General features: G+C 71.4%; 26 protein-coding genes. 12 read left to right on the top strand and 14 right to left on the bottom strand.

Going from position 1 to position 25,671, the window contains the following annotated elements:
- The first annotated feature begins 30 nt into the window (after nucleotides 1-30).
- On the top strand, nucleotides 31-1,461 hold the full coding sequence (gene pyk, locus OTB20_RS15735) for a pyruvate kinase (RefSeq protein ID WP_267818037.1): 1,431 nt from the start codon (nucleotides 31-33) through the stop codon (nucleotides 1,459-1,461).
- 118 nt (nucleotides 1,462-1,579) lie between these two features.
- On the opposite strand, the gene OTB20_RS15730 is transcribed toward pyk, so the two are convergent.
- Complete coding sequence (locus OTB20_RS15730) at nucleotides 1,580-2,434, bottom strand: hypothetical protein (RefSeq protein WP_324290374.1); 855 nt, start codon at nucleotides 2,432-2,434, stop codon at nucleotides 1,580-1,582.
- Here OTB20_RS15730 and OTB20_RS42425 point away from each other — a divergent pair.
- Nucleotides 2,433-2,792, top strand: coding sequence for a hypothetical protein (locus OTB20_RS42425; protein WP_324290373.1), 360 nt, complete (start codon nucleotides 2,433-2,435; stop codon nucleotides 2,790-2,792). The genes OTB20_RS15730 and OTB20_RS42425 overlap by 2 nt on opposite strands.
- Nucleotides 2,793-2,849: 57 nt before the next feature.
- Here OTB20_RS42425 and OTB20_RS15725 read toward each other — a convergent pair whose 3' ends face one another.
- The 3 genes from OTB20_RS15725 to OTB20_RS15715 form a co-directional block, all read right to left on the bottom strand.
- Nucleotides 2,850-3,434 (bottom strand): DUF6114 domain-containing protein, encoded by a 585-nt coding sequence (locus OTB20_RS15725; RefSeq protein ID WP_267818034.1) that lies wholly within the window; start codon nucleotides 3,432-3,434, stop codon nucleotides 2,850-2,852.
- A gap of 126 nt (nucleotides 3,435-3,560) precedes the next feature.
- Nucleotides 3,561-4,190 carry a DUF6230 family protein gene (locus tag OTB20_RS15720; protein WP_267818032.1) on the bottom strand — a complete coding sequence of 210 codons (630 nt, stop codon included), beginning with the start codon at nucleotides 4,188-4,190 and terminating at the stop codon, nucleotides 3,561-3,563.
- Between the two features lie 569 nt (nucleotides 4,191-4,759).
- Nucleotides 4,760-5,767, bottom strand: a complete 1,008-nt coding sequence (locus OTB20_RS15715; protein WP_267818030.1) for a co-chaperone YbbN — start codon at nucleotides 5,765-5,767, stop codon at nucleotides 4,760-4,762.
- Between the two features lie 274 nt (nucleotides 5,768-6,041).
- Between OTB20_RS15715 and OTB20_RS15710 the strand changes: the two genes are divergently transcribed.
- The gene (locus OTB20_RS15710) at nucleotides 6,042-6,707 is read left to right on the top strand and encodes a TetR/AcrR family transcriptional regulator (protein WP_267818029.1); all 666 of its coding nucleotides are present in this window, start codon (nucleotides 6,042-6,044) and stop codon (nucleotides 6,705-6,707) included.
- Here the strand turns inward: OTB20_RS15710 and OTB20_RS15705 are convergent.
- The 5 genes from OTB20_RS15705 to OTB20_RS15685 all read right to left on the bottom strand — a co-directional run bounded on the left by OTB20_RS15705 (nucleotide 6,646) and on the right by OTB20_RS15685 (nucleotide 11,238).
- A complete protein-coding gene (locus OTB20_RS15705; RefSeq protein ID WP_267818028.1) occupies nucleotides 6,646-7,197 on the bottom strand; it encodes a hypothetical protein in 552 nt (183 codons plus the stop codon). The two genes, OTB20_RS15710 and OTB20_RS15705, sit on opposite strands and share 62 nt — an antisense overlap.
- 58 nt (nucleotides 7,198-7,255) lie before the next feature.
- Complete coding sequence (locus tag OTB20_RS15700; RefSeq protein WP_267818026.1) at nucleotides 7,256-8,956, bottom strand: acyl-CoA mutase large subunit family protein; 1,701 nt, start codon at nucleotides 8,954-8,956, stop codon at nucleotides 7,256-7,258.
- Nucleotides 8,957-9,041: 85 nt separating this feature from the next.
- Nucleotides 9,042-9,371, bottom strand: coding sequence for a DUF3817 domain-containing protein (locus OTB20_RS15695; protein ID WP_267818024.1), 330 nt, complete (start codon nucleotides 9,369-9,371; stop codon nucleotides 9,042-9,044).
- A gap of 58 nt (nucleotides 9,372-9,429) precedes the next feature.
- On the bottom strand, nucleotides 9,430-9,939 hold the full coding sequence (locus OTB20_RS15690; RefSeq protein ID WP_267752114.1) for a MarR family winged helix-turn-helix transcriptional regulator: 510 nt from the start codon (nucleotides 9,937-9,939) through the stop codon (nucleotides 9,430-9,432).
- A 21-nt stretch (nucleotides 9,940-9,960) separates the two neighbouring features.
- Entirely contained in the window at nucleotides 9,961-11,238 is a 1,278-nt protein-coding gene (locus OTB20_RS15685) for an MFS transporter (protein WP_267818022.1), read from the bottom strand.
- Between the two features lie 75 nt (nucleotides 11,239-11,313).
- On the opposite strand from OTB20_RS15685, the gene OTB20_RS15680 reads away from it, so the two are divergent.
- Nucleotides 11,314-12,303 (top strand): ArsR/SmtB family transcription factor, encoded by a 990-nt coding sequence (locus OTB20_RS15680; RefSeq protein WP_267818163.1) that lies wholly within the window; start codon nucleotides 11,314-11,316, stop codon nucleotides 12,301-12,303.
- Between the two features lie 145 nt (nucleotides 12,304-12,448).
- On the opposite strand, the gene OTB20_RS15675 is transcribed toward OTB20_RS15680, so the two are convergent.
- Nucleotides 12,449-12,745, bottom strand: a complete 297-nt coding sequence (locus OTB20_RS15675; RefSeq protein ID WP_267818020.1) for an MTH1187 family thiamine-binding protein — start codon at nucleotides 12,743-12,745, stop codon at nucleotides 12,449-12,451.
- The gene (locus OTB20_RS15670) at nucleotides 12,742-13,086 is read right to left on the bottom strand and encodes a DUF3817 domain-containing protein (RefSeq protein ID WP_267818018.1); all 345 of its coding nucleotides are present in this window, start codon (nucleotides 13,084-13,086) and stop codon (nucleotides 12,742-12,744) included. Before OTB20_RS15670 ends, OTB20_RS15675 begins: the two co-directional genes overlap by 4 nt.
- 159 nt (nucleotides 13,087-13,245) lie before the next feature.
- Here OTB20_RS15670 and OTB20_RS15665 point away from each other — a divergent pair, with 159 nt between their 5' ends.
- The 5 genes from OTB20_RS15665 (at nucleotide 13,246) to OTB20_RS15645 (ending at nucleotide 16,585) form a co-directional block, all read left to right on the top strand.
- Nucleotides 13,246-13,884 (top strand): AIM24 family protein, encoded by a 639-nt coding sequence (locus OTB20_RS15665; RefSeq protein ID WP_267818016.1) that lies wholly within the window; start codon nucleotides 13,246-13,248, stop codon nucleotides 13,882-13,884.
- Nucleotides 13,884-14,534 carry an AIM24 family protein gene (locus OTB20_RS15660; RefSeq protein WP_267752107.1) on the top strand — a complete coding sequence of 217 codons (651 nt, stop codon included), beginning with the start codon at nucleotides 13,884-13,886 and terminating at the stop codon, nucleotides 14,532-14,534. The genes OTB20_RS15665 and OTB20_RS15660 overlap by 1 nt, the downstream gene beginning before the upstream one ends.
- Nucleotides 14,535-14,545: 11 nt before the next feature.
- Nucleotides 14,546-15,349, top strand: coding sequence for an AIM24 family protein (locus OTB20_RS15655; RefSeq protein WP_267818161.1), 804 nt, complete (start codon nucleotides 14,546-14,548; stop codon nucleotides 15,347-15,349).
- 69 nt (nucleotides 15,350-15,418) lie between these two features.
- Nucleotides 15,419-15,895 carry a MarR family winged helix-turn-helix transcriptional regulator gene (locus OTB20_RS15650; protein WP_267818159.1) on the top strand — a complete coding sequence of 159 codons (477 nt, stop codon included), beginning with the start codon at nucleotides 15,419-15,421 and terminating at the stop codon, nucleotides 15,893-15,895.
- Between the two features lie 126 nt (nucleotides 15,896-16,021).
- Nucleotides 16,022-16,585, top strand: a complete 564-nt coding sequence (locus OTB20_RS15645; protein ID WP_267818014.1) for a PepSY domain-containing protein — start codon at nucleotides 16,022-16,024, stop codon at nucleotides 16,583-16,585.
- A 106-nt stretch (nucleotides 16,586-16,691) separates the two neighbouring features.
- Here OTB20_RS15645 and OTB20_RS42755 read toward each other — a convergent pair whose 3' ends face one another.
- From OTB20_RS42755 to OTB20_RS15635, 3 genes are all read right to left on the bottom strand, one after another.
- The gene (locus OTB20_RS42755) at nucleotides 16,692-16,766 is read right to left on the bottom strand and encodes a 50S ribosomal protein bL37 (protein ID WP_420716411.1); all 75 of its coding nucleotides are present in this window, start codon (nucleotides 16,764-16,766) and stop codon (nucleotides 16,692-16,694) included.
- Nucleotides 16,767-16,806: 40 nt separating this feature from the next.
- A complete protein-coding gene (meaB, locus tag OTB20_RS15640; protein WP_267818012.1) occupies nucleotides 16,807-17,793 on the bottom strand; it encodes a methylmalonyl Co-A mutase-associated GTPase MeaB in 987 nt (328 codons plus the stop codon).
- Between the two features lie 83 nt (nucleotides 17,794-17,876).
- Nucleotides 17,877-19,073, bottom strand: a complete 1,197-nt coding sequence (locus OTB20_RS15635; RefSeq protein ID WP_267752104.1) for an acetyl-CoA C-acetyltransferase — start codon at nucleotides 19,071-19,073, stop codon at nucleotides 17,877-17,879.
- Between the two features lie 137 nt (nucleotides 19,074-19,210).
- On the opposite strand from OTB20_RS15635, the gene mce reads away from it, so the two are divergent.
- The 3 genes from mce (at nucleotide 19,211) to OTB20_RS15620 (ending at nucleotide 25,551) form a co-directional block, all read left to right on the top strand.
- Nucleotides 19,211-19,639: a methylmalonyl-CoA epimerase gene (gene mce / locus OTB20_RS15630; protein ID WP_267752103.1), complete on the top strand. Its 429-nt coding sequence runs from the start codon at nucleotides 19,211-19,213 to the stop codon at nucleotides 19,637-19,639.
- Nucleotides 19,640-19,819: 180 nt separating this feature from the next.
- Nucleotides 19,820-24,409 carry a polarized growth protein Scy gene (scy, locus tag OTB20_RS15625; protein ID WP_267818011.1) on the top strand — a complete coding sequence of 1,530 codons (4,590 nt, stop codon included), beginning with the start codon at nucleotides 19,820-19,822 and terminating at the stop codon, nucleotides 24,407-24,409.
- Nucleotides 24,410-24,612: 203 nt separating this feature from the next.
- Nucleotides 24,613-25,551: a cellulose-binding protein gene (locus OTB20_RS15620; RefSeq protein WP_267818009.1), complete on the top strand. Its 939-nt coding sequence runs from the start codon at nucleotides 24,613-24,615 to the stop codon at nucleotides 25,549-25,551.
- Nucleotides 25,552-25,671: the final 120 nt, after the last annotated feature.

Genomic DNA, 25,671 nt, shown 5'->3' with positions numbered 1-25,671 from the left:
GCTACGAAACAAACCGATAGGATCAGCTCCATGCGCCGTTCCAAAATCGTCTGCACGCTGGGCCCCGCCGTCGACTCTTACGAGCAGCTGAAAGCTCTCGTAGAGGCCGGTATGAACGTGGCCCGATTCAACTTCAGCCACGGCTCCCAGGCAGAACACCAGGAGCGGTACGACCGCGTCCGGAAGGTCTCCGAGGACACCGGGCGTGCCGTCGGGGTCCTCGCCGACCTCCAGGGCCCGAAGATCCGTCTGGAAACCTTCGCCGAGGGTCCCGTCGAGCTCGTCCGCGGTGACGAGTTCACCATCACCACCGAGGACGTCCCGGGCGACAAGTCCATCTGTGGCACGACCTACAAGGGTCTGCCGGGCGACGTCTCCAAGGGCGACCAGATCCTGATCAACGACGGCAACGTCGAGCTCCGGGTGACCGGGGTCGAGGGCCGCCAGGTCAAGACCATCGTCATCGAGGGCGGTGTCATCTCGGACCACAAGGGCATCAACCTGCCGGGTGCCGCCGTCAACGTCCCCGCCCTGTCGGAGAAGGACGTCGACGACCTCCGCTTCGCCCTGCGGATGGGCTGCGACATGGTCGCCCTCTCCTTCGTGCGTGACGCCGACGACGTCAAGGACGTCCACAAGGTCATGGACGAGGTGGGCCGCCGGGTCCCCGTCATCGCCAAGGTCGAGAAGCCCCAGGCCGTCGCCAACATGGAGGGCGTCGTCGCGGCCTTCGACGCGGTCATGGTCGCCCGTGGCGACCTCGCCGTCGAGTACCCGCTCGAGAAGGTCCCGATGGTGCAGAAGCGCCTCGTGGAGATGTGCCGCCGCAACGCCAAGCCGGTGATCGTCGCGACCCAGATGATGGAGTCGATGATCACCAACTCGCGCCCGACGCGCGCGGAGGCCTCCGACGTCGCCAACGCGATCCTCGACGGCGCGGACGCGGTCATGCTGTCCGCCGAGTCCTCGGTCGGCGCCTACCCGATCGAGACCGTCAAGACGATGTCGAAGATCGTCGAGGCGGCCGAGGAGGAGCTCCTGTCCAAGGGCCTCCAGCCGCTGGTCCCGGGCAAGAAGCCCCGCACCCAGGGCGGCTCCGTCGCCCGCGCGGCCTGCGAGATCGCCGACTTCCTCGACGGCAAGGCCCTGGTCGCCTTCACCCACTCCGGTGACACGGCCCGCCGCCTGTCGCGCTACCGCGCGAACCAGCCGATCCTGGCCTTCACCACCGACGAGGGCACCCGCAACCAGCTCACGCTGAGCTGGGGCGTCGAGTCCTACGTCGTCCCGAGCGTGGACAACACCGACGCCATGGTCGACCTCGTGGACGTGGAGCTGCTCAAGCTCCAGCGCTACAACAAGGGCGACACCATGATCATCACGGCCGGTTCGCCCCCCGGCGTCCCCGGCACGACCAACATGGTCCGGGTCCACCACCTGGGCGGCGACACCCGCGACTGACGTCGCATCCGCCGCACCGCTTGAAGCTCTGCCGCACAGAGACCGAGGGCGGCACCCCGATCCGATGAGGATCCGGGTGCCGCCCTCGGTGCGTTCGGCCGCGCGAGGCCGTACGCGTCTACTCCGCCGGGCCGATGTAGTTCTTCAGGCCCGGGACGGTCAGCGTGCCGCCGAACTGGCCGGCCTGGACGACCTTGGCGTTCGTGAAGAACGCGAAGGGGACGTTCAGGGGCGGCGGGCTCTTCGGGGTGAACTCGATCGGAATCAGGCCGAAGAGGTTGCCCTTGAGGCTCTCGGTGTACATCGTCACCTTGGCCCCGCGGATCTTCGAGGTGGACCCGGAACGGGACTTCAGGTGCGCGACCTGCGAGCCCTTGCCGACCGTCTGGTAGAGGTCCTTGATGTCCAGCGAGTCCGCGGTGAACTTCAGGACGGTCTTGGTCTTGCCGCCCGCCGTCTTCACCTCGACGATGCCCTCGTAGTCCAGGCCGTAGAGGGTCAGCAGCGAGCTGTCCAGGTACCAGGGCTCGTCCGGGAGCAGCGGGATGCCCTGCTCCAGTTCGGCGTCGGCCAGTGCCTTGGCGTCATAGGTCGGGCAGGGGAAGGGCTGCTTCCCGTCCGCGTCCTTGGCGTCCTTGGCATCCTTGGCCCCCTCCGTCGCCGTCGCCGGCTTCGGCTTCGGCTTGGCGGCCTTGCCCGTCTCGTCCTTCGGGGCCGTCGCGGTTCCCTTGACCTCCTCGGAGAGCTCCGAGACCGTGACACCGGCCGTCTTCGCGGCGTCCCGGATCGCGGCCGCGGCCGGGTCCGGTGCGGGCGCGACGGTCGCCGAGGCCGACGGGGTGGGCGCGGCCGTGGCCCCCGTGCGGGGCTCGCCGAGCTCGCCGAGCTCGCCGATGAGGCCCGTGATCGCCTCGCCGACGCCGAGCGGGTCCAGCGGGTTCGCGGCCTTGGCCGGGTCAACCGCCGCCGGCATGACGCCCGGCTTCTCGACCGGCTTCTCCACGGGCTTCTCGGCAGGATTGGACGCCGACGGGCTCGCGCTCGGCGAAGGCACCGCGCTGGGCGACCGGCCCGGTGTGGGCGTCGTCCGCGGAGTCTTCGAAGGGGTTTTGGAAGGCGGCTTCGACGCCGGGGCGGACGGCTCCGCGGGCTCGTCGGACCGCGTCACGCACGGGCCGGGCGCGAAGGGGATGTCCTTGTCGTCGGCCACGGCCAGCTTCGGCGCCATGCTCATGCCGACGAAGACCGCGGTCGGCATGGCGGCCAGCGCCATCGTCTTGCCGACAGGTATCTGGATCTTGGTCAGCAGCGACTTCCTGGGCGCCGCGTGACGCGGGCCCTTCCTCTCACGGGACTCCGCATCCAGGGCCTCGCCCCGCTGCGTTTGGTCACCCCGCACTGTTCCTCCCGCCATCGGCGTGGGCAGTCGTCTCGCTGGCGTATGCCGGCGTGTCCGTTTCGCGCTGTCCCGGGACCCCGTAGGGGCCCGCCATCGCCCCGGCCTTGCCCAGGTCCACGGCATGCGCCGGGACCCTGGCGTCCACCCCGTCCGTTTCCGTCACCGTCTTGGCCGGCACCCAGGCCAGTGCGAGACCGCCGCCGACCATGGAGAGGATCAAACCGATGCCGAAGCCTCCGAGGTTCGAGACCGGCAGGGACACCAGCCCCAGCAGGATCGCCGCGACACCCGCGAAGATCCGTACGCCCTGCTGGAACCAGAGCGTCAGCCCCAGCGTTGTCAGGAGGACGCCGATGATCAGCGAACCGGCACCGGCCGTCGTGGCCATCGCGATGGTGACGTTGCCGAGCCTGACGTCCGCGTACGGGAAGTAGGCGATGGGGAATCCGGCGATGAGTGTGAACAGTCCGGCCCAGAAGGGGCGGGTACCGGTCCATGCGTGGAAGCGGTAGTACACCCTCGTGAGCCAGGCGTCGTCTTCGGCGCGCACGTAAACCGGGGCCTGGGGGTTCATGGACAACAGCTCCCTGGAAACGGGTGGTACTGAGAACTATGTGGAGCCCGGACGGGCGGGCGACGGCGGCGGCTGCCAGCACCGCCCGCCCGTCCGGTTACGCACTCGGAGCGATGGCTTCGCGTCCTAGTAGCAGGGCTGGTCTCCACCGAGGAGGCGCAGCTTGAGGTCGGGCAGCTTGAAGGTGCCCGCCGTCGTCGCCCACGCCTTCTGGCGCACGTTCGACAGGATCGCGCGGTCCGCACGCTGCGAGAACGCGTACGGGCTGGCGACCGTGCCGGCCTGCGGCTTGGTCTTGTGACTCGCGTCGCCGACGGCGACACCGATGTCCAGGTTCTTGAACTCGGCGTCGGTGTCGAGCTCGGCAACATCCAGGTAGATGTTGTCGGCCACGGCGGGCTTGCCCGGCGTGGTGCCCGTCCGCAGCTGCAGCGTGATGTTGCCGATCGGAGTCGGCGTCACCAGCGACTGGCACATGTTGGTGATCTCGGCGTGGCTGAACCCGGAGATGGTGACCGGGTGGTGCGCCACGTTGCCCTTGAGGTCGTGCCCCTCGGCAATGCCGCCGTACTGGATCAGGTTCGTGCCGTCAAGCTTGTCGGCCGAAACCTTGAAGTCCTGGCCCGAGACTGCGAAGGAAGCCGCGAGGGCACCCTGCGCCAGACCCACACCGACCACGGCCGTGGCCGCGATGCTCGGCACCATGACGAGCGCGAAGCGCTTCCATCTGGTCCCGCCACGAATCTGAGAACTCATTTTGTTCCTCCTTCTCGGACGTACATCTCCGGTCCGGGCCGTACCCGTCCTGGGATGGGAGAAGTGCTACGTCCTCGGGAAGGAGCGCAGGCGGCCGGGCCGCGGCAGAACCGCGTCCGTACACCGGCGTTCACCCCCGAGCGACAACCACTTGGCCACGCGTTCACGCAACCTGGAGGACAGGCCCCGCCGTGTGGCGGAGACCCCCCTGTCCTACGGCCGGTGCCACTGCCACCGGCCGGCCCGGTGGGGACCCTTCACCGCGGCTCCGGATGAGCGGCTCTGCGGGAAGGACCGAGCGTCGCCGATCGTGGTCCATTCACGGCCGGGGCACAAGGGGGTTCGTTACTGGCGGGTAACGGCCAGATAACCGGAGGGAGTCCCATAGCCGTCGGGCAGCAACACAGGGTGTCACCGAGGGCCACGACAGATCGGGGGAAGAGTGAACACACCGGACAGTTCACGGGGTTCGATTTACTGCGAGTAACAGCGGCCGCAATTGCCAAGTTTTGGCAAAGTGCGGCCGCTGTTTATCTCCGTGTCAACAAATCACCGGTGATGTCCCGGTGCTAGAACAGCACCCGCGCAAGCGCAGTACGGGCCGAGGTCACAAGCGGGTTGTCCGGCCCGACCACTTCGAACATCTCGAGCAGTCGCACGCGCACCGCATCCCGGTCGTCACCGAAAGTCACCTTGACGGTGTCCACCAGCCGCCCGAAGGCATCCGCCACGTGGCCGCCGGCCAGATCCAGGTCGGCCGCGGCGATCTGCGCCGCCGGATCGCGCGGGTTCTCGGCCGCCGCGGCGCGCACCGCCTGCGGGTTCACGCCCTTGACCCGGGCGAAGAGCTCGGCCTGGGCGAGGCCCAGCTTGGCGTCGGTATTGGACGGATCGGCCGCCAGTACGTTCTGGTAGGCGCGCACCGCCCCGTCCAGGTCGTCGGCGTCCAGCGCCTCGATCGCCTCGTCGAGCAGCGCGTCGTACGGACCGGCCGGCTCCTCGTCGCCCTCCGCGCCCGCACCCGGGGCGGCTTCGCCCTCGGCGCCGGGGTCGACCGCGACACCGATGACCCCGAAGCGCTCCTCGGCGACCTGCACCAGCTGGGCCAGGACCGCGCGGACCTCGGCCTCGGGGGCGAAGTCCTGGAACAGCGGCATGGCCTGGCCGGCGACCACGGCGAAGACGGCCGGGAGGGCCTGGATGCGGAACTCGCGGATCAGGTTCTGGTTGGCCGCGACATCGAGCGCGGCCAGCGCGAGGCGGCCGTTCGCCTCGACCGTGAGCCGCTCCAGCAGCAGGCTCAACTCCTGGCCCTGCTCGAAGCCGTCGGCGCGGAAGTCGAGGATGACCGGAACCTCGCCCGAGAGCGGGACGACATGGCTCTCGAAGCGGGTCTCGTCGGTGTCGAAGACGAGCGCGGACGGCGGAACGGCCCCGGCGGGCCCGGGCGCACCGCCCTCGGCGGCCTTGCGGGCCGCCTCGGCGCGGGCCTGCTCGGCCTTCGCCTTGGCCTCGCCGGCCGCCTTCACCGCGGCGAGGTCGACGACGCCGCTCATGGACATGTTTCTGGGCTGCATGCGTACATCCTCCCCCGAGTGCGCGCGCCGATGAAAAAGATCGGCCGAAACGAGCCGATCGCGGTACCGCCGTGCTGTCTGCCGCCCGGAGGTACCGCCGTGTTTGCCGTGCTGTGGCGCCGGGTCCCCACCTGGCGCCGGTAGCTCTTCGCGTGGTTGTCGCTCTTACGCTACGAGTCGTAGCGTAACTCCCCCCGGCGGCCCGCGCTCCGTGATCTGAACCACACCTCCCGGGGGCGGATCCGTATCCCTACTGGCGGGTATGGTCTCGGCCATGCGCAACCCCAGGTCAGAGCCCACTTCCCCGCCCGGCCGCACCGGCCGCCCGCGCAGCGCCGCCGCGGATACCGCGATCCTCGCCGCGACCCGGGACGCGCTGGTGGAGCTGGGCTGGTCGAAGCTGACGATGGGGGACGTCTCGGCGCGGGCGGGGGTCGCGAAGACCACCCTCTACCGGCGCTGGGCGGGCAAGAGCGAACTGGTCGTGGACGCCGTCGCGGAACTCTTCGACTCCCTCGAACTCCCCGACCGGGGTTCGCTCGAAGCCGACATCGCTTACGTGGTGCTCGAGTTCGCGGCGCTGCTGCGGCGCCCGGAGACCCGTACGGCCCTGATGGCGGTCGTCGCCGAGTCCACCCGCGACGAGGCCCTGCGGGACCGGATCCGGTCGGCGATCGTGGACCGGCAGAAACGTCTCGTCGTACTGGGCCGCGAACGGGCGCAGGCCAGGGGCGAACTCCCCTACGAGGAGGACGAGTCCCTCGCCGGGCACACGACGGACCTGATCTTCGACGTGATCGCGGGCACGGTCGTCCACCGCGCGCTGGTCAGCTCCGAGCCGGTGGACGAGCTGTGGGTGGCCACCTTCACCGCCCTGCTCATGTACGGCCTCCAGGGCTCCGCCGCCGCCGTCCCTTCCGGGCCCGCGCCGACGGGGTGAGCACCGCGGGCCGGCCGCCGTCCGACAGGGGCAGGAAGTCGGCGCACCAGGCCGGGGCCGTCGCGGTCAGCGCGTCCGAGCGCGGGTTGTGGCCCGGCCAGGGCCTGGGGCGGCCCGGCCAGTCGGCCCAGCGCAGGCTGTCGGCCTCCTGCGGCGGCAGCAGCCCCGAGGCCACGAGGGCCGCCCGGCCCGCTTCCAGCCCGGCGAGCCGGTAGCCGTACTCCGAGGAGTCCGCCTCGTGGAACCGGGCGTCGGTGAGCAGCACCGAGGCCGCCGCCCCGTCCAGCCCCCGCACGATGCCCGCCCGCACGCAGGACACGTACACCTCGGGCAGCAGCCGGTCCGGCAGGGCGTTGAGGACCTCCGTCAGCCCGTCCCGGCCGGGCGGCTCGAAGTCGGCGGCGATGTACGCGAAGGGCCCGCGGTTGGTCTGCATGAGCACGCGGGCGCTCACCCCGTACACGGGGACGGGAAGGTGACGGCCGGTCATGGCCGTCACCTTAGGGTCTGTCACCGTTCCCGGGTCACCGTTCCCGGGTTACCGGCCGTCAGAAGCCGGGCGGCTCCGTGTACGTGCCCCACTCGTCCCGCAGCAGGTTGCAGATCTCACCCATCGTGGCCTCGGCGCGCGCCGCGTCCAGCATGGCCGGGATCATGTTCGACCCGTCCCGGGCGGCGGCCAGCATGGCGTCCAGCGCCGACTTCACCTTCGCGTCGTCGCGGCCGGCCTTGCGCTCCGCGAGCTCGCGGACCTGCACGGTCTCCACCTCGTGGCTGACCCGCAGGATCTCCAGGTCCCCGGTGACCGAGCCGTGGTGGACGTTGACGCCCACGACGCGCTTGTCGCCCTTCTCCACCGAACGCTGGTACTGGAAGGCCGACTCGGCGATCTCCCCGGTGAACCAGCCGTCCTCGATGCCGCGCAGGATGCCCGAGGTGATCGGCCCGATCGGGTGCTTCCCGTTCGGGTGGGCGCGCAGCCCGCGCTCCTTGATCTGCTCGAAGATCTTCTCGGCCTCGGCCTCGATGCGGTCGGTGAGCTGCTCGACGTACCAGGAGCCGCCCAGCGGGTCGGCCACGTTGGCCACGCCGGTCTCCTCCATCAGCACCTGCTGCGTGCGCAGGGCGATTTCGGCGGCCTGCTCGCTCGGCAGCGCGAGGGTCTCGTCGAGGGCGTTGGTGTGCAGCGAGTTGGTGCCGCCGAGGACGGCCGCGAGGGCCTCCACGGCGGTGCGCACGACGTTGTTGTACGGCTGCTGGGCGGTGAGGGAGACCCCGGCGGTCTGGGTGTGGAAGCGCAGCCACATCGTCTTCTCGGACTTCGCCCCGTACACCTCCTTCATCCAGCGGGCCCAGATCCGGCGGGCGGCGCGGAACTTGGCGATCTCCTCGAAGAAGTCGAGGTGCGCGTCGAAGAAGAAGGAGAGCCCGGACGCGAAGTGGTCCACGTCCAGCCCGCGCGAGAGGCCCAGCTCCACGTACCCGAAACCGTCGGCGAGGGTGTAGGCGAGCTCCTGCGCGGCCGTGGCCCCGGCCTCGCGGATGTGGTAGCCGGAGACGGAGAGCGGCTTGTAGGCGGGGATGCCGTTCGCGCAGTACTCCATGAGGTCGCCGATGAGGCGCAGGTGCGGCTCGGGCTCGAAGAGCCACTCCTTCTGGGCGATGTACTCCTTGAAGATGTCGGTCTGGAGCGTCCCGTTGAGGACGGCCGGGTCGACGCCCTGTCGCTCGGCGGCGACGAGGTACATGCAGAAGGCGGGCACGGCGGGGCCGCTGATGGTCATGGAAGTGGTCACGTCGCCGAGCGGGATGTCCTTGAAGAGGACCTCCATGTCGGCGGCGGAGTCGATGGCGACCCCGCAGTGGCCGACCTCGCCCAGCGCGCGGGGGTCGTCGGAGTCCCGGCCCATGAGGGTGGGCATGTCGAAGGCGACGGAGAGCCCGCCGCCGCCGGCGGCCAGGATCATCTTGTAGCGCTCGTTGGTCTGCTCGGCGTTCCCGAACCCGGCGAACTGCCGGATGGTCCAGGTCCGGCCGCGGTAGCCGGTGGCGTGCAGACCGCGGGTGTAGGGGTACTCCCCCGGCCAGCCGATGCGCTCGAAGCCCTCGTACGAGTCGCCGGGGCGGGGTCCGTAGACGGGATCGACGGGGTCGCCGGAGAGCGTGGTGAAATCGGCCTCGCGCTTGCGGGCCTTGTCGTAGCGGGCCTGCCAGCGACGGCGGCCCTCCTCAATCGCGTCAGCGTCCATACCCATGAATTTACTAGGACGTCCTAGTAAATGTCGATGGCCAGCCCCCGGAGAGTCGTCCCCGGGGGGTGGCCGGCGTCGCGGGTCAGGCGCGGGCGGTGGCCAGGCCGCCGTCGACGAGCGGCTCGACCTCGGCTCGGACCTTGCGCTCGACGAAGAACGCGGCGAGCGGGATGGTGCCGGAGACCAGGACCCACAGGAGCTTGCCGAACGGCCACTTGGCCTTGGAGCCCAGGTCGAAGGCGAACACCAGGTAGATCATGAACAGCACACCGTGCGCCTGGGAGACCGCGAAGGTCAGGTCGGCGCCGGTGTCGAAGCCGTACTTCGCCACCATGCAGGCACAGAGGATCAGGAGCATGACCGCGGTCACGTAGGCCATGACGCGGTAGCGGGTCAGCACGCTTCGTTTCATGTCGTCGAGCCTAGCCGTCCGGTTTGCACGATCTTGACGGGGGCCGATGTGACGACCGCTACCTCTCCTCGAAGTCCGCCGCGGCCACGCGGAGCGGGCGCAGGAGCGCGAAGATCTCCCCGCACTCCTCGGCGTCGTAGGCGCCCAGCCCGAAGTCGATCTCCATCAGCGCCTTCGTCGCCGCCTCGACGACCTCGCGGCCCTTGTCCGTGATCGACGCGAGAGTGCCGCGCCCGTCGTTCGGATTGGGGCGCCTGGCGACGAGACCGGACCTCACCAGCCGGTCCACCGTGTTCGTCACTGACGTGGGGTGCACCATCAGCCGCTCGCCGATCTTCGACATCGGCAGCTCCCCGGCCTTGGAGAAGGTCAGCAGCACCAGCGCCTCGTAGCGCGCGAAGGTCAGGCCGTACGGCTTGACTACCGCGTCGACCTCTCCCAGCAGGATCTGGTGCGCCCGCATGATCGAGGTGATCGCGGCCATCGAGGGCACCGGACCCCAGCGCTGCTGCCACAGTTCGTCGGCGCGGGCGATGGGGTCGAAGGCAAGGCTGAGCGGCTTGGGCACGCACCAGACCCTACCGGGCGGTCATTTGGCGGCGGGATGCGTCTCACGCCTCGGCCCGTCCGTCCGGCGCACCTCGGCGAGCAGCAGCAGGACGACCCCGGTGCCGAGGACCGAGGTCGCCACGACCACCACGTGGACGGGCAGGAACTCCGCCGCGACTCCGGCGAGCGCCATGCCGACGCCCTGGAGGGTCATCAGGCCGGTGGTGAGCAGGGTCATCGCCCGGCCGCGCAGTTCCTCGGGTACGGCCTCGACGTACCACTGGTCGAGCCCGAGGGTGTACGCGTGGGCCAGCCCGGCCACGACGAGCGTGCCCACCAGGAGCGGTACGCCGGGCCGGACCGCGTACGCCAGCAGCGGCAGCAGGGAGACGGCCGCCAGCGGGGCCGTGATCCGCGAACGCGTTCGGGCGGTGAGCGCGGAGCCCGCCCACACCTCCCCGGCGATGGCGCCGACCGGCATCGCGCACATCAGCAGCCCGAGCCCGGCGGTGGAGATGCCCATCGCGCCGGCGTACGGGGTGAGGAGCGCCTCGGGGACGACCACGAAGAGCGGCGGCAGCCAGCACAGCAGGGTGAGCGCCCGGAGCCGGCGCTCCCCCAGCACGGCGCGCAGTCCCGCGAGCGGGGAGACGCGCGGGCCGGCGCCGCTGCCCGCGCTCCGGGCGGGCCGGGCCCGGGTGCCCAGGCGCAGCAGGGCCGCGGAGCCGAGGAACCCGGCGGCCGTGAGGAGGATGGCCCCGCGCGGGGCCACGACGGTGAGCAGCAGCCCGCCGAGTCCGAAGCCGATGAGCTGGGCGCTCTGCGCCACCATGCGCAGCAGCGAGCGGCCCAGGACGTACGCGTCGCCCGCGCCGAGGATGTCGGCGAGAGAGGCGCTGCGGGTGCCCTGGAACAGGGGCGCGACGAAGGCCATCGCGCAGCGCAGTACGAGGAGCAGTGCGACCGGGGTGCCGGGCGCGGCCATGGCCGCCGCGCAGGCCGCGCAGACGAGGTCGCAGCCGACGAGCACGCGGCGGGCGGGCAGCCGGTCGGCCAGCGGTGCGAGGAGGGTGCCGCCGAGGGCGTAGGGGAGGAAGCCGAGGGCGAAGGTGAGGGCGCTCATCAGGGGGGAGCCGGTGGCGCGGTAGACGAGGACGGTGAGGGAGATCTCGGCGATGACGACGCCGAGCACGGACAGCAGGTGCGCGGCGAAGACCGGCCGGAACTCCCGGACGCGGAAGACGGGGCGGTATCCGGTCGGGGCCGGGCCCGGGGTCGCCCCGGTGCCGGCCCCGGTATCCGTAGGTGCGGTGGTCATAGCGGTCACCCTGGCGGCGCCTAGGCTGACGGGACAGAGATTCGTTCCCGGCCGAATCACTCAGGAGGTACGGCCATCCCCTTCCACTTCCGCTTCGGCCCCGCCGACCTGCTGCGCTGCCGGTTCTCGATCTCTCCGCGCTGGGAGACCCAGGAGGCGGTCCGCGTTCTGCTGCGCCCGCAGCGGCAGGCCTACCACCTGCCCTGGCTCCGGCAGATCCGCGCCGCCGCGGCCGGCCTGGACCTGCGGCCGCTGTGGCTGCTGATGCCCCTGGCGGGACACAATCCGGATTTCCTCAGCCCTCCTCCGACGGGCCCTTCCGTCACCTTCGAGGAGGAGCTGGCGCGGGTCCGGTCCACCGACCCGGGGGCGGCGCGGGAGGACCTGCGGCGCTCCCTGGTGTGCACCCCGGGGGCGCTGGAGAGCGAGGCCGGGCAGCGGATGCTGGCGGATCCGGCGCGGGCGGTCCGGGAGCTGGCCGATCTGTACGAACGGGCCTGGTGCGTGCTGGTCGCCCCGCACTGGCCGCGGCTGCGGGCCCTGCTGGAGGCGGACATCCTGTTCCACTCGCGGCGGCTGGCGGCGAGCGGGCTGGAGGCGCTCTTCGACGGCCTCCACCCGGACCTGCGCTGGTCGGGGAACACCCTCACGATCACCCGCCGGGGCCACCACGACCGCTCGCTCGACGGCCAGGGCCTCCTGCTCATGCCGAGCGCCTTCGTCTGGCCGGAGGTCGTCGGCGGCTACGACCCGCCGTGGCAGCCGACGCTGGTGTACCCGGCCCGGGGCATCGGCGCCCTGTGGACGGCCCCGGCCGGCCCGGCCCCGGAGGCGCTGGCCCGGCTGCTGGGCCGGGCCCGCGCAGACATCCTCTGCGCCCTGACCGACCCGGCCTCGACCACGGCCCTGGCCCACCGGCTGTCGCTGGCCCCTTCCACGGTCTCCGCCCACCTGAAGGCCCTCCGGGGAGCAGGCCTCCTCATCGCCTCCCGCCACGGCCATCAGATCCTCTACGAACGCACCCCCCTGGCCATCGCCCTGGCGACGGGCCCGGCCGGCTCCTAGGAGGCCCGCCGAGGACCCCGTGGGGCCGTGCCGGAACCGGCATCGGCCGGCCGCGTCCAGCACGTAGGACCGCGCGGGGGTGGGAAGCGCTTCAGGGCCCGCCCCTCGAAGGGCTGTTCCTACGGGTACACGCCGTGTGAGCTGGTCAGCCCTCGGCGAGGTGGCGTTCCACCGTCTCCACCTTGGAGGTGATGCCGTCGGTGACTCCGGGCCGGATGTCGGCCTTGAGGATGAAGGAGACCCGGGGGGCGCGCGCCTCCACGGCGGCCACCGCGCGCTTGACCACGTCCATCACCTCGTCCCACTCGCCTTCGATGGTGGTGAACATGGCGTCCGTGCGGTTGGGCAGCCCCGACTCCCGGACCACGCGGACGGCGTCGGCCACGTACTCGCCGACCTCTTCGCCGACGCCCAGCGGGGTCACCGAGAAGGCGATCATCATGCGCGGGCCGCCTCACGGGCGCGGGCCGCGAGCACGCCGGCCGACTCCTCGCGCTTCAGCAGCCGGTCGCCGTAGAGCCCGCCGAAGGGCACCAGGGCCAGCAGGAAGAACAGCGCGACCTTCTTCAGGGGCCACTTCGCCTTGTTCCAGACGTCCAGCAGGAACACCGCGTAGATGACGAACAGGAACCCGTGGAGGATGCCGAGCGGCATCATCAGGTAGTCGATGTCCGAGACCCGGCTCAGCACCGAGCCGAAGAGCAGCAGCGCCGGGAACGAGAGCGCCTCCGGTACGGAGACGAGGCGCAGCCTGTGCAGGGCGGAAGCGGTCTTGATGTCCACGGGGAGCCTTCGGGGTGGATGCCGGGGGTCCGTCCCAGTGTCTCAGCCGCCCCGGCCGGTCTCGGCGCGGGGCCCGGTCCCGGTGGATCGGGGCGGATCAGGGCGGATATCGGCCAACGGGCCCTGTTCGCTGCCGCCCGCTGCCGATAACGTCTTCCCGTGGCTCAGTTCCGACTCCAAGGCAGCAAGGTGCTCGCCGTCGACCTGACCGGTGACGCCGTGAAAGCGAAGAACGGCGCCATGGTCGCGTACGACGGCCAGATGGCCTTCAAGAAGATGACCGGCGGTGGCGAAGGCCTCCGCGGAATGGTGACCCGGCGGCTCACCGGCGAGCAGATGACCGTGATGGAAGTGCAGGGGCACGGCACCTGCTTCTTCGCCGACCGCGCGAGTGAGATCAATCTGGTCAATCTGCGCGGCGAGAAGCTGTACGTCGAGTCCAGCAACCTGCTGTGCACCGACGCCGGTCTGCGCACCGGCACCACCTTCACCGGCCTGCGCGGCGCTACGAGCGGCAACGGCCTGTTCACCACGACCGTGGAGGGCAACGGGCAGGCGGCGATCATGTCCGACGGCCCCGCCGTGGTGCTGCGCGTCAGCGCCCAGTACCCGCTTTCCGTCGACCCGGGGGCGTACATCGCGCACACCGGCAACCTCCAGCAGTCCTTCCAGTCCGGTGTGACCTTCCGCACGCTGATGGGCGAGGGCTCCGGCGAGGCGTTCCAGATCCGCTTCGAGGGCGAGGGCCTGGTGTACGTGCAGCCCAGCGAGCGCAACACCGTCGGGGGCGACGTCTGATGCCGTTCCGCGAGATCAACTCGAAGATGGTCGAGGCCCAGGTCGTACCGGGGCAGAAGATGTACAGCCAGCGCGGCGCGATGCTCGCCTACCGCGGCGAGGTCTCCTTCACCCCGAGCCTGACCGGCGGCCAGGGCGGCGTGATGGGCATGATCGGACGCCGGGTGGCGAACGAACAGACCCCGCTGATGGAGGTCGAGGGCAGCGGCACCGTGATGTTCGGCCATGGCGGCCACCACATCCAGGTCATCAGCCTCACCGGCGAGACGCTCTACGTGGAGGCCGACCGGCTGCTCGCCTTCGACGGCACCCTGCAGCAGGGCACGATGTTCATGGGCTCACAGGGCGGGGTCATGGGCATGGTGCGCGGCCAGGTGACCGGCCAGGGCCTGTTCACCACCACGCTCAAGGGCCACGGCTCGGTGGCCGTGATGGCCCACGGCGGGGTCATCGAGCTGCCGATCACCCCGCAGCGGCCGGTCCACGTGGACCCGCAGGCCTACGTCGCCCACCACGGCGAGGTCCGCAACAAACTGTCCACGGCGCTGGGCTGGCGGGACATGGTCGGGCGCGGCTCCGGCGAGGGGTTCCAGCTGGAGCTGTCCGGCCAGGGCGCGGTGTACGTACAGGCCTCCGAGGAGAAATTGTGAACTTTGGCCCTGTGACCGGCGGACCCGGCGGCCCGACGGTCTTCGACCCGTACACCCTGCCGTCCGACGACAACGTCAACGCCTACACCTTCTGCGTGGAGCTCAAGGGGAGCCAGTGGTTCCTGCAGAAGGGCAAGATGATCGCCTACTACGGGAGCATCGAGTTCAACGGCATCGGCCACGGCCGCTTCGACCGGCTGCTGCGTACGAGCTTCCACTCGCCGCTGCACGCGAGCGACTGGGTGGTGGCCGAGGGCCAGGGCAAGATGCTGCTGGCCGACCGGGCCTTCGACGTGAACTCGTACGACCTGGACAACGGCAACCTGACCATCCGGTCGGGCAACCTGCTCGCCTATCAGCCCTCGCTCGCGCTGAAGCAGTCGATCGTCCCGGGCTTCCTCACCCTGATCGGCACCGGGAAGTTCGTGGCGGCCTCCAACGGCCCGGTGGTGTTCATGGAGCCGCCGCTGCGCGTGGACCCGCAGGCGCTGGTGGGATGGGCGGACTGCCCCTCCCCCTGCCACCACTACGACCACGCGTACATGTCGGGCGTGATCGGGGGCCTGCGCTCGCTGACGGGCATCGGGGGCTCCTCCGGCGAGGAGCACCAGTTCGAGTTCGTGGGCGCGGGTACGGTGCTGCTCCAGTCGTCGGAGATGCTGATGGCGGAGAAGGCGGTCGGGGCCGTGGGCGCCGGCGCGGCCACGGGCAACGCGCAGGGTGTGCCCGGAGCGCAACAGGGTCCGCTGGGCCAGGTCGGCGTACCGCGGATGCCGGGGCAGCTGGGGGATCTCCAGCGGCGCTTCGGACTGTAGGAAACCTCTGACCTCACAGCATTTTTGTACGCAATTCAACTTCTTAGGTAGAGTTCTTTCATGGAGACCATCGAGACCGAGACGGCCGCCCCCTGGCTGAACGACGCCGAGCAGTGCGCCTGGCGCACCCACCTGGACGTCAGCAGACTGCTGATGCACCAGTTGGAAAAGGACCTCCAGCCGTTCGGGCTCACCAACAACGACTACGAGATCCTCGTCAACCTCTCCGAGTCCGACGAGCACCGGATGCGGATGAGCGACCTCGCGACGTCGACCCTGCAGTCCAAGAGCCGGCTCTCCCACCAGATCACCCGCATGGAAGCGGCCGGCCTCGTCCGCCGCGTGAACTGTGAGTCCGACCGCCGCGGGCTCTACGCCGTCCTCACGCCCGAGGGCATGGAGATGATGCGCAAGGTCGCCCCGCACCACGTCGCGTCGGTCCGCCGGCACTTCATCGGCCTGCTCCCGCCGGACGCCCTCGCGGCGCTGCGCGAGGCGCTCGGCCCCGTCGCCGAACACCTTCGCGCGGGCCGCGGCAAGGGCTGAGCCCCCTCCGGGGGCCCGGCGCGCCCATCTGGGCGAATCACCGGACAATGGTGGGGAACGCACCACTCGCTGCCGGCCCCGCCGAGCAACCGTAGGCGCTCCTGGCCGGCCTGAGGAGGTTCAGTCATGCAGCGCAACACTCTTGTTTCGGCGGCCGCGGCCGTGGTCCTGGCATTGGGAGGGCCGGTGGCGGCCGCGGCGACGGCAACCGCCGACACGGCGAAAACCGTGCCCGCGGCCACCGCCGCGCGAGCCGACGTCACCGCCGAGGCGGCCGCCTCGGCGGCCCTGAAGGCCAACCCCGGCGTCATCGAGTCCCTCGAGCGCGACGGCTCCGTCTGGCACGTGGACGTGATCAGCAAGGACGGCACCCACTCGGAACTCGAGGTGGATTCCGCGAGCGGCGGCGTCACCAAGGAGAACCAGGACGATGAGCAGAAGGCCGACGACTACGCCGGACTGCTCGCCGCGAAGGTGACCGCCGAGCAGGCGATGAAGGCGGCCGTCGCCGCCCACCCCGGCAAGGTCTGGTCCGTCCAGTGGGACGATGACGACGACGACAACGGTCGAGCCGCCTACTGGGACGTCGAGGTCAAGACGACCGACGGGAAGACCCAGAACGTGCACGTGGACACCGCCACGGCCAAGGTGCTCTCGTCCAACTCGGACGACAACGACGACGGGAACTGACCGGCCCGCCGTCGACCGCCCCCGTACGACCTACGAGAGGAGCCGCGCCCCCCGCAACGGGGGCGCGGCTCCTCTCGTAGGTCCACGTGCGGCGTGCCGCTCCGAATCAGGAGTTGGGACGCTTTCCGTGGTTGGCCTTCTTCTTCCTACGGGCTCGCTTCTTGTTACCGCGCTTCGCCATGAAACCTCCCTGCGTCGGGGCATTCCGGGCGTTCGCCAGTCTATGACCGGCCCGCGGGCTCCGCATCCGGTTCCGTCAGAGTCGCCAGCAGCGCGTCCGAGGCCGCGTACGGGTCCAGCTCGCCCCGCGCGACCCGCGCGGCCAGCGCCTCCAGCCGGGCGTCGCCGTGCACATCGGCGAGCCGCGCCCGCAGCGCGGTGATCGCGATCGTTTCCACCTCTCGCGCTGCCCGGGCCGTACGCCGCTGCGCCAGCACCCCGCGCTCGTCCATCCACGCCCGGTGCTTCTCCAGCGCCTCGACCAGCTCGTCGATGCCCGTGGCCCGGGCCGCGACCGTCTTCACGATCGGCGGCCGCCAGTCGCCCTTGCCCCGGGACTCCCCCAGGCTCAGCATGTGGTTCAGCTCCCGGGCGGTGGCGTCCGCACCGTCCCGGTCGGCCTTGTTCACCACGTAGACGTCGCCGATCTCCAGGATGCCCGCCTTCGCGGCCTGGATCCCGTCGCCCATGCCCGGGGCCAGCAGCACCACCGAGGTGTCGGCCTGCGCCGCGATCTCCACCTCCGACTGCCCGACCCCGACGGTCTCGACCAGGATCACCTCGCAGCCGGCCGCGTCCAGCACCCGGATCGCCTGCGGGGCGGCCCAGGCGAGGCCGCCCAGGTGACCGCGGGTGGCCATGGAGCGGATGTACACCCCGGGGTCGGAGGCGTGGTCCGACATCCGCACCCGGTCCCCGAGCAGCGCGCCCCCGCTGAACGGCGAGGACGGGTCGACGGCCAGGACGCCGACCCGCTTGCCGGCCTTGCGGTACGCGGAGACCAGCGCCGAGGTGGTCGTGGACTTGCCGACGCCCGGGGAGCCGGTGAGGCCCACCACGTACGCGCCGCCCGTGAGCGGGGCCAGCGCCGCCATCACCTCGCGCAGCTGCGGGGACGCCCCCTCGACCAGCGAGATCAGCCGGGCGACCGCTCGCGGCCTGCCCTCACGGGCCTGGGCCACCAGCTGGGGGACGTCCACCGCCGTCATTCTTGCTGCGCTCCTTCGTTCTCGCGGGTCCCGCGGGTCTCGTACGGGCAGGGGTGCGGGGCGGCCGGGCGGCCGCCCCGCGACTACGGGACGCGGACGATCAGGGCGTCGCCCTGGCCGCCGCCACCGCACAGGGCGGCCGCGCCGACCCCGCCGCCGCGGCGCTTGAGCTCCAGCGCCAGGTGCAGCACCACACGGGCGCCGGACATGCCGATCGGGTGGCCCAGGGCGATGGCGCCGCCGTTGACGTTCACCTTTTCCGGGGTCACTCCGAGGTCCTTCATTGACTGCACGGCGACCGCCGCGAAGGCCTCGTTGATCTCGATGAGGTCGAGGTCCTCGACTCCGAGGCCCTCCTTCTTCAGGGCGTGCAGGATCGCGTTGGAGGGCTGAGACTGGAGCGAGTTGTCCGGGCCCGCCACATTGCCGTGGGCGCCGATCTCGGCGAGCCACTCCAGGCCGAGCTCCTCGGCCTTGGCCTTGCTCATCACGACCACGGCCGCGGCCCCGTCGCTGATCTGCGAGGACGTGCCCGCGGTGATGGTGCCGTCCTTCGCGAAGGCCGGGCGCAGCTTGCCGAGGGACTCGGTGGTGGTCTCCGCCCGAATGCCCTCGTCCTGCGAGAACACCACGGGCTCGCCCTTGCGCTGCGGGATCTCGACCGGGGTGATCTCGGCCTCGAAGACGCCGTTCTTCTGCGCGGCGGCTGCCCGCTGGTGGGAGGTGGCCGCGAACGCGTCCTGCGGGGCCCGCTCGATGCCCAGACGGGCGTTGTGGGTCTCGGTGGACAGGCCCATCGGGATGTTCTCGAAGGCGTCGGTGAGACCGTCGTAGGCCATGGCGTCGAGCATCTCGATGGCACCGTACTTGAAGCCCTCGCGGGACTTCGGCAGCAGGTGGGGGGCGTTGGTCATGGACTCCTGGCCGCCCGCGACCACGATGTCGAACTCCCCGGCGCGGATGAGCTGGTCCGCCAGGGCGATGGCGTCCAGACCCGACAGGCACACCTTGTTGATGGTGAGGGCGGGCACGTTCATCGGGATTCCGCCCTTGACGGCGGCCTGGCGGGCAGGGATCTGGCCCGCACCGGCCTGAAGCACCTGCCCCATGATCACGTACTGGACCTGGTCGCCGGAGATCCCGGCCCGTTCCAGCGCGGACTTGATGGCGAAGCCGCCGAGGTCGGCACCCGAGAAGGACTTCAGCGAGCCGAGCAGTCGCCCCATGGGCGTGCGGGCCCCTGCGACGATCACTGACGTGGTGTTGTTCGTTCCGGACATGGAGCACAGCCCCTTGAAGATGAGGAGTGAACGAGGGTTTACCCGAATGTACTGAGCGGTACCCGTGCCGTCATCGGCCCGTCAGTGTGATCGCGCGCACGTTGCGTAACCGCGTCCCGGGGCGCTGCACTGTGTCCATGCTGACAAGAATCGACCACATCGGGATCGCCTGCTTCGACCTGGACAAGACGGTGGAGTTCTACCGTGCCACGTACGGCTTCGAGGTGTTCCACTCCGAGGTCAACGAGGAGCAGGGTGTCCGCGAAGCCATGCTGAAGATCAACGGCACCTCCGACGGCGGTGCCTCGTACATCCAGCTGCTGGAAGCCACCCGCGAGGACTCCGCGGTCGGCAAGTGGCTGGCCAAGAACGGCGAGGGCGTCCACCACATCGCCTTCGGCACCGAGGACGTCCAGGGCGACTCCGAGGCCATCCGCGGCAAGGGCGTCCGCGTCCTCTACGACCAGCCCCGCACCGGCTCGATGGGCTCCTCGATCACCTTCCTGCACCCCAAGGACTGCCATGGCGTCCTGACGGAACTGGTGACGAGCAACCCCGACCACTGATGTCCCGTTTCCCCGGCCGGTAGAGTGGCTTTGGCTCGGCCGGGGTTCGGCGCGGAGACGGGGTCGGGGCCTGTATCCCCAGCCCCGCTGTCTGACACGATTCCCCGGGGCGTCGTTCAGCGGGCGGACGGCGCTCATTTGGGATTGAGCTTGCGACCAGGGGACGGATGGGACCGCGCTGTGCGGGGCTACGAAAGCCAGGAGAGCCATCAGGCCGAGGCCGACCATCTCTCGCGCTTCGAAGCCGAGATGGAGCGGCTGAAGAAGGAACGCGGGAAGGCCGTCCAGCACGCCGATGACCTGGGATACCAGGTCGAGGTGCTGCGCGCCAAGCTCCACGAGGTACGCCGCAACCTGGCGTCCCGCCCCGCCTACGACGGCGCGGACATGGGGTACCAGGCGGAGCAGCTGCTTCGCAATGCCCAGATCCAGGCCGACCAGATGCGTTCCGACGCCGAGCGCGAACTGCGCGACGTCCGGGCGCAGACCCAGCGCATCCTCCAGGAGCACGCCGAACACCAGGCGCGGCTCCAGGCCGAACTGCACGCCGAGGCCGTCAACCGCCGCCAGCGCCTGGACCAGGAGCTCAGCGAGCGCCGCCAGACGGTGGAAGCCCACGTCAACGAGAACGTGGCCTGGGCCGAGCAGTTGCGTGCCCGCACCGAGTCCCAGGCCCGCCGGCTCATGGACGAGTCCCGCGTCGAGGCCGAGCAGACCCTGAACGCAGCGCGCGCCGAGGCCGCCCGGGTCGCCTCCGAGGGCACCCGCCGGCTCGCCGCCGACAACGAAACCGCCCGCGCCGAGGCGGAGTCGACGCTGCTGCGCGCCCGCAAGGAGGCCGAGCGGCTGCTGACCGCCGCCTCCGCGCAGGCCCAGGAGGCCACCGAGCACGCGGAGCGGCTGCGCTCCACCACCTCCGCCGAGGCCGAGCAGACCCGCCAGCAGACGATGGACCTCGCCCGGGTCGCCGAGCAGCGCGCCCAGGAGGCCGACGGCACCCTGCGGGAGGCCCGCGCGGCCGCCGAGAAGCTCCTCGCGGAGGCCAAGGAGAGCGCCGCACGGCAGCTGGCCTCGGCGGAATCCGTCAACGAGCAGCGCACCCGTACGGCCAAGGAGCAGGTGGCCCGCCTCGTCGGCGAGGCCAACAAGGAAGCCGAAACCCTCAAGGCCGAGGCCGAGCAGGCGCTCGCCGACGCCCGAGCGGACACCGACCGGCTGCGCACCGAGGCCGGCGAGCAGGCCCGTACCGCCGCGGCCGAGGACACGGCGGCCCAGCTGGCGAAGGCGGCCCGCACCGCCGAAGAGGTACTGAACAAGGCCTCCGAGGACGCCCGCGCCACCACCCGGGCCGCGTCCGAGGAGGCCGAGCGGATCCGCGGCGAGGCCGAGGCAGAGGCAGAGCGGCTGCGCGCCCAGGCCGCCACCACGGCCGATGAGCTCAAGGGCGCCGCGAAGGACGACACGGAGGAGTACCGGGCCCGTACGGTCGAGCTCCAGGAGGAAGCCCGCCGGCTGCGCGGCGAGGCCGAGCAGCTGCGCGCGGAGGCCGTCGCCGAGGGCGAGCGGATCCGCGGCGAGGCCCGCCGCGAGGCCGTCCAGCAGATCGAGGAGGCGGCCAGGACCGCCGAGGAGCTGCTGGGCAAGTCCCGTGCCGACGCCGACGAGGTGCGCTCCGGAGCGAACACCGAGAGCGAGCGGGTCCGCGGCGAGGCCGTCGAGCGCGCCACCACCCTGCGCAAGCAGGCCGAGGAGACCCTGGAGCGGACCCGTGCCGAGGCCGAGCGGCTGCGCACGGAATCCGAGGAGCAGGCCGAGTCGGTACGGGCCGAGGCGGACGCCGCGGCGGCCGTGCGGCGCGAGGAGACCGAGCGTGCGCTGGCGGCGAAGCGGGCGGAGGCCGACGAGGAACTCGTCCGGCTGCACACCGACGCCGAGGGACGCCTGACGACCGCCGAGCAGACGCTCCGCGACGCCCGGGCGGCCGCCGAGAACATCCGCAAGGAGACCACTGAGGAGAGCGACCGGCTGCGCGCCGAGTCCGCGGAGCGGATCCGCACGCTGCAGGCGCAGTCGGAGGCGGAGGCCGACCAGCTGCGCACCGACGCCGCCGAGGACGCCGGCCGGGTCCGCGCGGAGGCCGAGCAGTCCGCGCTGCGGCTCACCGGCGAGGCCGAGGCCGAGGCCGAGCGGCTGCGCTCCGAGGCGCAGGAGACCGCGGACCGGCTGCGATCGGAGGCCAAGGCCGCCGCCGAGCGGGTCGCGCAGGAGGCCGCCGAGGCCCTGGCCGCCGCCCAGGAGGAGGCCGCCCGGCGCCGCCGGGAGTCCGAGGAGACCCTCGCTTCGGCGCGTACGGACGCGGAGAGCGAGCGGGCGCAGGCCCGGGAGGAGAGCGAGGAGCTCCTCGCCCAGGCCCGCAAGCGTTCCGAGGAGGCCACGGCCGAGGCCGTCTGGCTCACCGAGGAGGCCGAGCGGCGCGCGTCCGAGGTGGTCGCGGCGGCCGAGGCCACCGCCCAGCAGGTGCGCGACTCCGTCGCCGGGCTGCACGAGCAGGCAGAGGAAGAGGTCGCGGGACTGCGCAGCGCGGCCGAGCACTCCGCGGAGCGTACGAGGACGGAGGCCGGGGAAGAGGCCGGCCGGGTCCGCGCAGACGCCTACGCGGAACGGGAGCGGGCCACCGAGGACGCCAACCGGATCCGCAGCGAGGCACGCACCGAGACGGACGCGGCGAAGGCGCTGGCCGAGCGGACCGTCGGCGACGCGATCGCCGAGGCCGAGCAGCTGCGCACGGACACCGCGGAATACGCGCAGCGGGTCCGCACGGAGGCCACCGACGCACTGGCCGCCTCCGAGCGCGACGCGGCCCGTACGAAGGCCGACGCCCGGGACGACGCGAACCGGATCCGTGGCGAGGCCGCGGAGTCCCTGGAGGCCGCGCGCACCGAAGGCGGCCGGATCGTCGCGGAGGCCACGGCCGAGGCCGGTCGCCACACCGAGGAAACCCGCGCGGCCAACGAGCTGACGGTCGCCGCGGCGGCGACCGAGGCGGAGCGGCTGACGGCCGAGGCCGAGGCCTCCGCCGAGGCGGCCCGCACCGAGTCCGCGAGCACGCTGGACGAGGCCCGCGGCGAGGCGAACCGGCTGCGTACGGAGGCGGCCGAGCAGGCCGACCGCCTGATCGCCGAGGCCACCTCGGAAGCCGACCGGCACACCGAGGAAGCCCGTGCGGCAGCCGCGCTGGCTTCCCGTGAGGCCGAGTTGGCGGCCGAGGCCCTGCGGGCCGAGGCGGCCGCCATTCTGGACGGGGCGAACGCGAAGGCCGAGCAGCTCACGGCGCAGGCCGCACAGACCCTGGCCGGGGCCGAGCGGGACGCGACGGGGATCCTCGTCGATGCGCGCACCGAGGGCGACCGGCTCGTCGAGGAGACGCGCAGGGCCAACGAGGCCACCGTCGGCGAGGCCGCGGCGCAGGCCGACCGGCTGCGCGCCGAGGCGGCCCGCACCCTTGACGACGCCCGCGCGGACGGCGGCCGGATCATCGGCGAGGCCACCGCGGAGGCGGACCGTGTCACGGTCGCGGCGAACGAGACCCTGGCCGGCGCCGAGCGGGAGTCCGAGCGGACCCTGGACGAGGCACGCGCCGAGGCCGGCCGGATCCGTACCGAGGCCGCCGAGCAGGCCGACCAGCTGATCGGCGAGGCCGTCGCGGAGGCGGACCGGCTCACCGAGCAGACCCGCAAGGACACCGAGCGCACGGTCGGCGAGGCGGCGACCGAGGCCCAGCGGCTGCGTACCGAGGCCGCCGAGGCGCTGTCCTCGGCGCAGGAGCACGCGACCCGGACCCGGTCCGAGGCCGAGCGGGTCAAGGCCGAGGCCGCCACCGAGGCGGAGCGGATCCGCAGCGAGGCCCGTACCGCGTCGGAGCGGGTGCTCGACGAGGCCCGCGAGGAAGCCAACAAGCGCCGCAGCGAGGCCGCGACGCAGGTCGACCGGCTCATCACGGAGGCCTCCTCGGAGGCCGAGAAGCTCACCGGGGACGCACAGAAGCAGGCCCTGGCCGCCACGACGGCGGCCGAGGAGCAGGCGGACGCGATGGTCGACGCGGCGCGCAAGGAAGCCGCGCGGATCGCCTCGGAGGCGACCGTGGAGGGCAACTCCCTGGTGGAGAAGGCCCGTACGGACGCCGACGAACTTCTGGTCGGGGCGCGCAGCGATGCGTCGGCCATAAGGGAACGGGCGGAGGAGCTGCGCGGCCGCGTCGAGGCGGAGGTCGAGGAGCTGCACGAGCGGGCCCGCCGGGAGTCGGCCGAGCAGATGAAGTCGGCCGGCGAGCGCGTGGACAAGCTGGTGCGGGCGGCGACCGAGCAGAGCATCGAGGCCGACGCGAAGGCCAAGGAGCTGGTATCGGACGCGAGCAGCGAGGCGAGCAAGGTCCGTATCGCCGCGGTGCGCAAGGCGGAGGCGCTGCTCAAGGAGGCCGAGCAGAAGAAGGCCGAGCTGGTCCGGGCGGCCGAGGGCACTCTCGCGGAGGCGACGGCGGAGGCCGGACGTATCGTCGAGGAGGGCCGGCGCGAGCTGGAGGTCCTCGTGCGCAGGCGCGAGGACATTCAGGCGGAGATCTCCCGTGTCCAGGACGTTCTTGAGGCGTTGGAATCATTCGAGGCACCTTCGGGTGGCGGAAAGCCCGGGGTCGGCGGCCAGGGCGCGGGGGGCGTGAAGGCCGGTGCGACAGCGGGTTCCACTCGTTCGGGTGGCAAGACGTCAGAGGGCTAGTCAGCACGTGAGGCTATGTGCTCCTGATGGAGGTTCAGGCGAACGAGTGACAAGCATTCTGTCGCCTTGCCACTCAAAAGGGGTGTCATTGTCCAGATCAAACGCGGATTGACTCGATGACACGCCGTCCTGGCGCCTAGGATTCCCCTTACATACCCAACACCTCGCGTAGCACCTCATCGGTCTCATTCGACAGGAACCCCATGAGCGACACATCCTCCCCCTTCGGCTTCGAGCTCGTGCGGCGTGGTTACGACCGCGGTCAGGTGGACGACCGCATCACCAAGCTGGTCTCCGACCGTGACAGCGCCCTCGGACGTATCAACTCTCTGGAAAAGCGGATCGAGGAGTTGCACCTCGAAACGCAGAACGCCCAGGCTCAGGTGAACGACGCCGAGCCGTCGTACGCCGGCCTCGGCGCCCGGGTCGAGAAGATCCTTCGCCTGGCCGAGGAGGAGGCGAAGGACCTCCGTGAGGAGGCCCGTCGCGCGGCCGAGCAGCACCGCGAGCTCGCCGAGTCGGCCGCCCAGCAGGTGCGCAACGACGCCGAGTCGTTCGCCGCCGACCGGAAGTCGACCGCCGAGGACGAGGGTGTCCGGATCGTCGAGAAGGCCAAGGGCGACGCCTCCACCCTGCGCACCGAGGCCCAGAAGGACGCGGCCTCCAAGCGCGAGGAGGCCGACGCGCTCTTCGAGGAGACCCGCGCCAAGGCCGCCCAGGCCGCCGCGGACTTCGAGACCAACCTGGCCAAGCGCCGCGAGCAGTCCGAGCGCGACCTGGCCGGCCGTCAGGCCAAGGCCGAGAAGCGCCTCGCGGAGATCGAGCACCGCGCGGAGCAGCTGCGCCTGGAGGCCGAGAAGCTCCGTACGGACGCCGAGCGCCGCGCCCGCCAGACCGTGGAGACCGCGCAGCGCCAGGCCGAGGACATCGTGGCCGACGCCAACGCCAAGGCCGACCGGATCCGCAGCGAGTCCGAGCGCGAGCTGGCGGCGCTCACCAACCGCCGCGACTCGATCAACGCGCAGCTCACCAACGTCCGCGAGATGCTGGCGACGCTGACGGGTGCCGCGGTCGCCGCCGCGTCTGCCCCGATCGACGACGAGCCGGTCACCCGCGGCGTTCCGGCGCAGCAGAGCCGCTAGTCGCTGATTGCCGGCTGCCAGTGGCCGGCCGCCAGTCGCCGGAAGATTGCCGGAAGGTGATACTCCGATTCGACACCGAGGGCCCTTCGTCACCTGTGAGAGGTGGCGTAGGGCCCTTCG

This window comes from Streptomyces sp. H27-H1 (assembly GCF_026627445.1).
In the GTDB taxonomy this organism is placed as follows: domain Bacteria; phylum Actinomycetota; class Actinomycetes; order Streptomycetales; family Streptomycetaceae; genus Streptomyces.
Note: the sequence above shows the minus strand (reverse complement) of the source record. Positions and strands in the feature narration are given on the sequence as shown.

What these genes read in the sequence shown, in the direction of transcription:
- pyk (WP_267818037.1), top strand. Translation starts at nt 31, where the DNA reads ATGCGCCGTTCCAAAATCGTCTGCACGCTGGGCCCCGCCGTCGACTCT.
- OTB20_RS42425 (WP_324290373.1), top strand. Translation starts at nt 2,433, where the DNA reads ATGACGCCCGGCTTCTCGACCGGCTTCTCCACGGGCTTCTCGGCAGGA.
- OTB20_RS15730 (WP_324290374.1), bottom strand. Translation starts at nt 2,434, where the DNA reads ATGCCGGCGGCGGTTGACCCGGCCAAGGCCGCGAACCCGCTGGACCCG.
- OTB20_RS15725 (WP_267818034.1), bottom strand. Translation starts at nt 3,434, where the DNA reads ATGAACCCCCAGGCCCCGGTTTACGTGCGCGCCGAAGACGACGCCTGG.
- OTB20_RS15720 (WP_267818032.1), bottom strand. Translation starts at nt 4,190, where the DNA reads ATGAGTTCTCAGATTCGTGGCGGGACCAGATGGAAGCGCTTCGCGCTC.
- OTB20_RS15715 (WP_267818030.1), bottom strand. Translation starts at nt 5,767, where the DNA reads ATGCAGCCCAGAAACATGTCCATGAGCGGCGTCGTCGACCTCGCCGCG.
- OTB20_RS15710 (WP_267818029.1), top strand. Translation starts at nt 6,042, where the DNA reads ATGCGCAACCCCAGGTCAGAGCCCACTTCCCCGCCCGGCCGCACCGGC.
- OTB20_RS15705 (WP_267818028.1), bottom strand. Translation starts at nt 7,197, where the DNA reads ATGACCGGCCGTCACCTTCCCGTCCCCGTGTACGGGGTGAGCGCCCGC.
- OTB20_RS15700 (WP_267818026.1), bottom strand. Translation starts at nt 8,956, where the DNA reads ATGGACGCTGACGCGATTGAGGAGGGCCGCCGTCGCTGGCAGGCCCGC.
- OTB20_RS15695 (WP_267818024.1), bottom strand. Translation starts at nt 9,371, where the DNA reads ATGAAACGAAGCGTGCTGACCCGCTACCGCGTCATGGCCTACGTGACC.
- OTB20_RS15685 (WP_267818022.1), bottom strand. Translation starts at nt 11,238, where the DNA reads ATGACCACCGCACCTACGGATACCGGGGCCGGCACCGGGGCGACCCCG.
- OTB20_RS15675 (WP_267818020.1), bottom strand. Translation starts at nt 12,745, where the DNA reads ATGATGATCGCCTTCTCGGTGACCCCGCTGGGCGTCGGCGAAGAGGTC.
- OTB20_RS15660 (WP_267752107.1), top strand. Translation starts at nt 13,884, where the DNA reads ATGCCGTTCCGCGAGATCAACTCGAAGATGGTCGAGGCCCAGGTCGTA.
- OTB20_RS15645 (WP_267818014.1), top strand. Translation starts at nt 16,022, where the DNA reads ATGCAGCGCAACACTCTTGTTTCGGCGGCCGCGGCCGTGGTCCTGGCA.
- meaB (WP_267818012.1), bottom strand. Translation starts at nt 17,793, where the DNA reads ATGACGGCGGTGGACGTCCCCCAGCTGGTGGCCCAGGCCCGTGAGGGC.
- OTB20_RS15635 (WP_267752104.1), bottom strand. Translation starts at nt 19,073, where the DNA reads ATGTCCGGAACGAACAACACCACGTCAGTGATCGTCGCAGGGGCCCGC.
- mce (WP_267752103.1), top strand. Translation starts at nt 19,211, where the DNA reads ATGCTGACAAGAATCGACCACATCGGGATCGCCTGCTTCGACCTGGAC.
- OTB20_RS15620 (WP_267818009.1), top strand. Translation starts at nt 24,613, where the DNA reads ATGAGCGACACATCCTCCCCCTTCGGCTTCGAGCTCGTGCGGCGTGGT.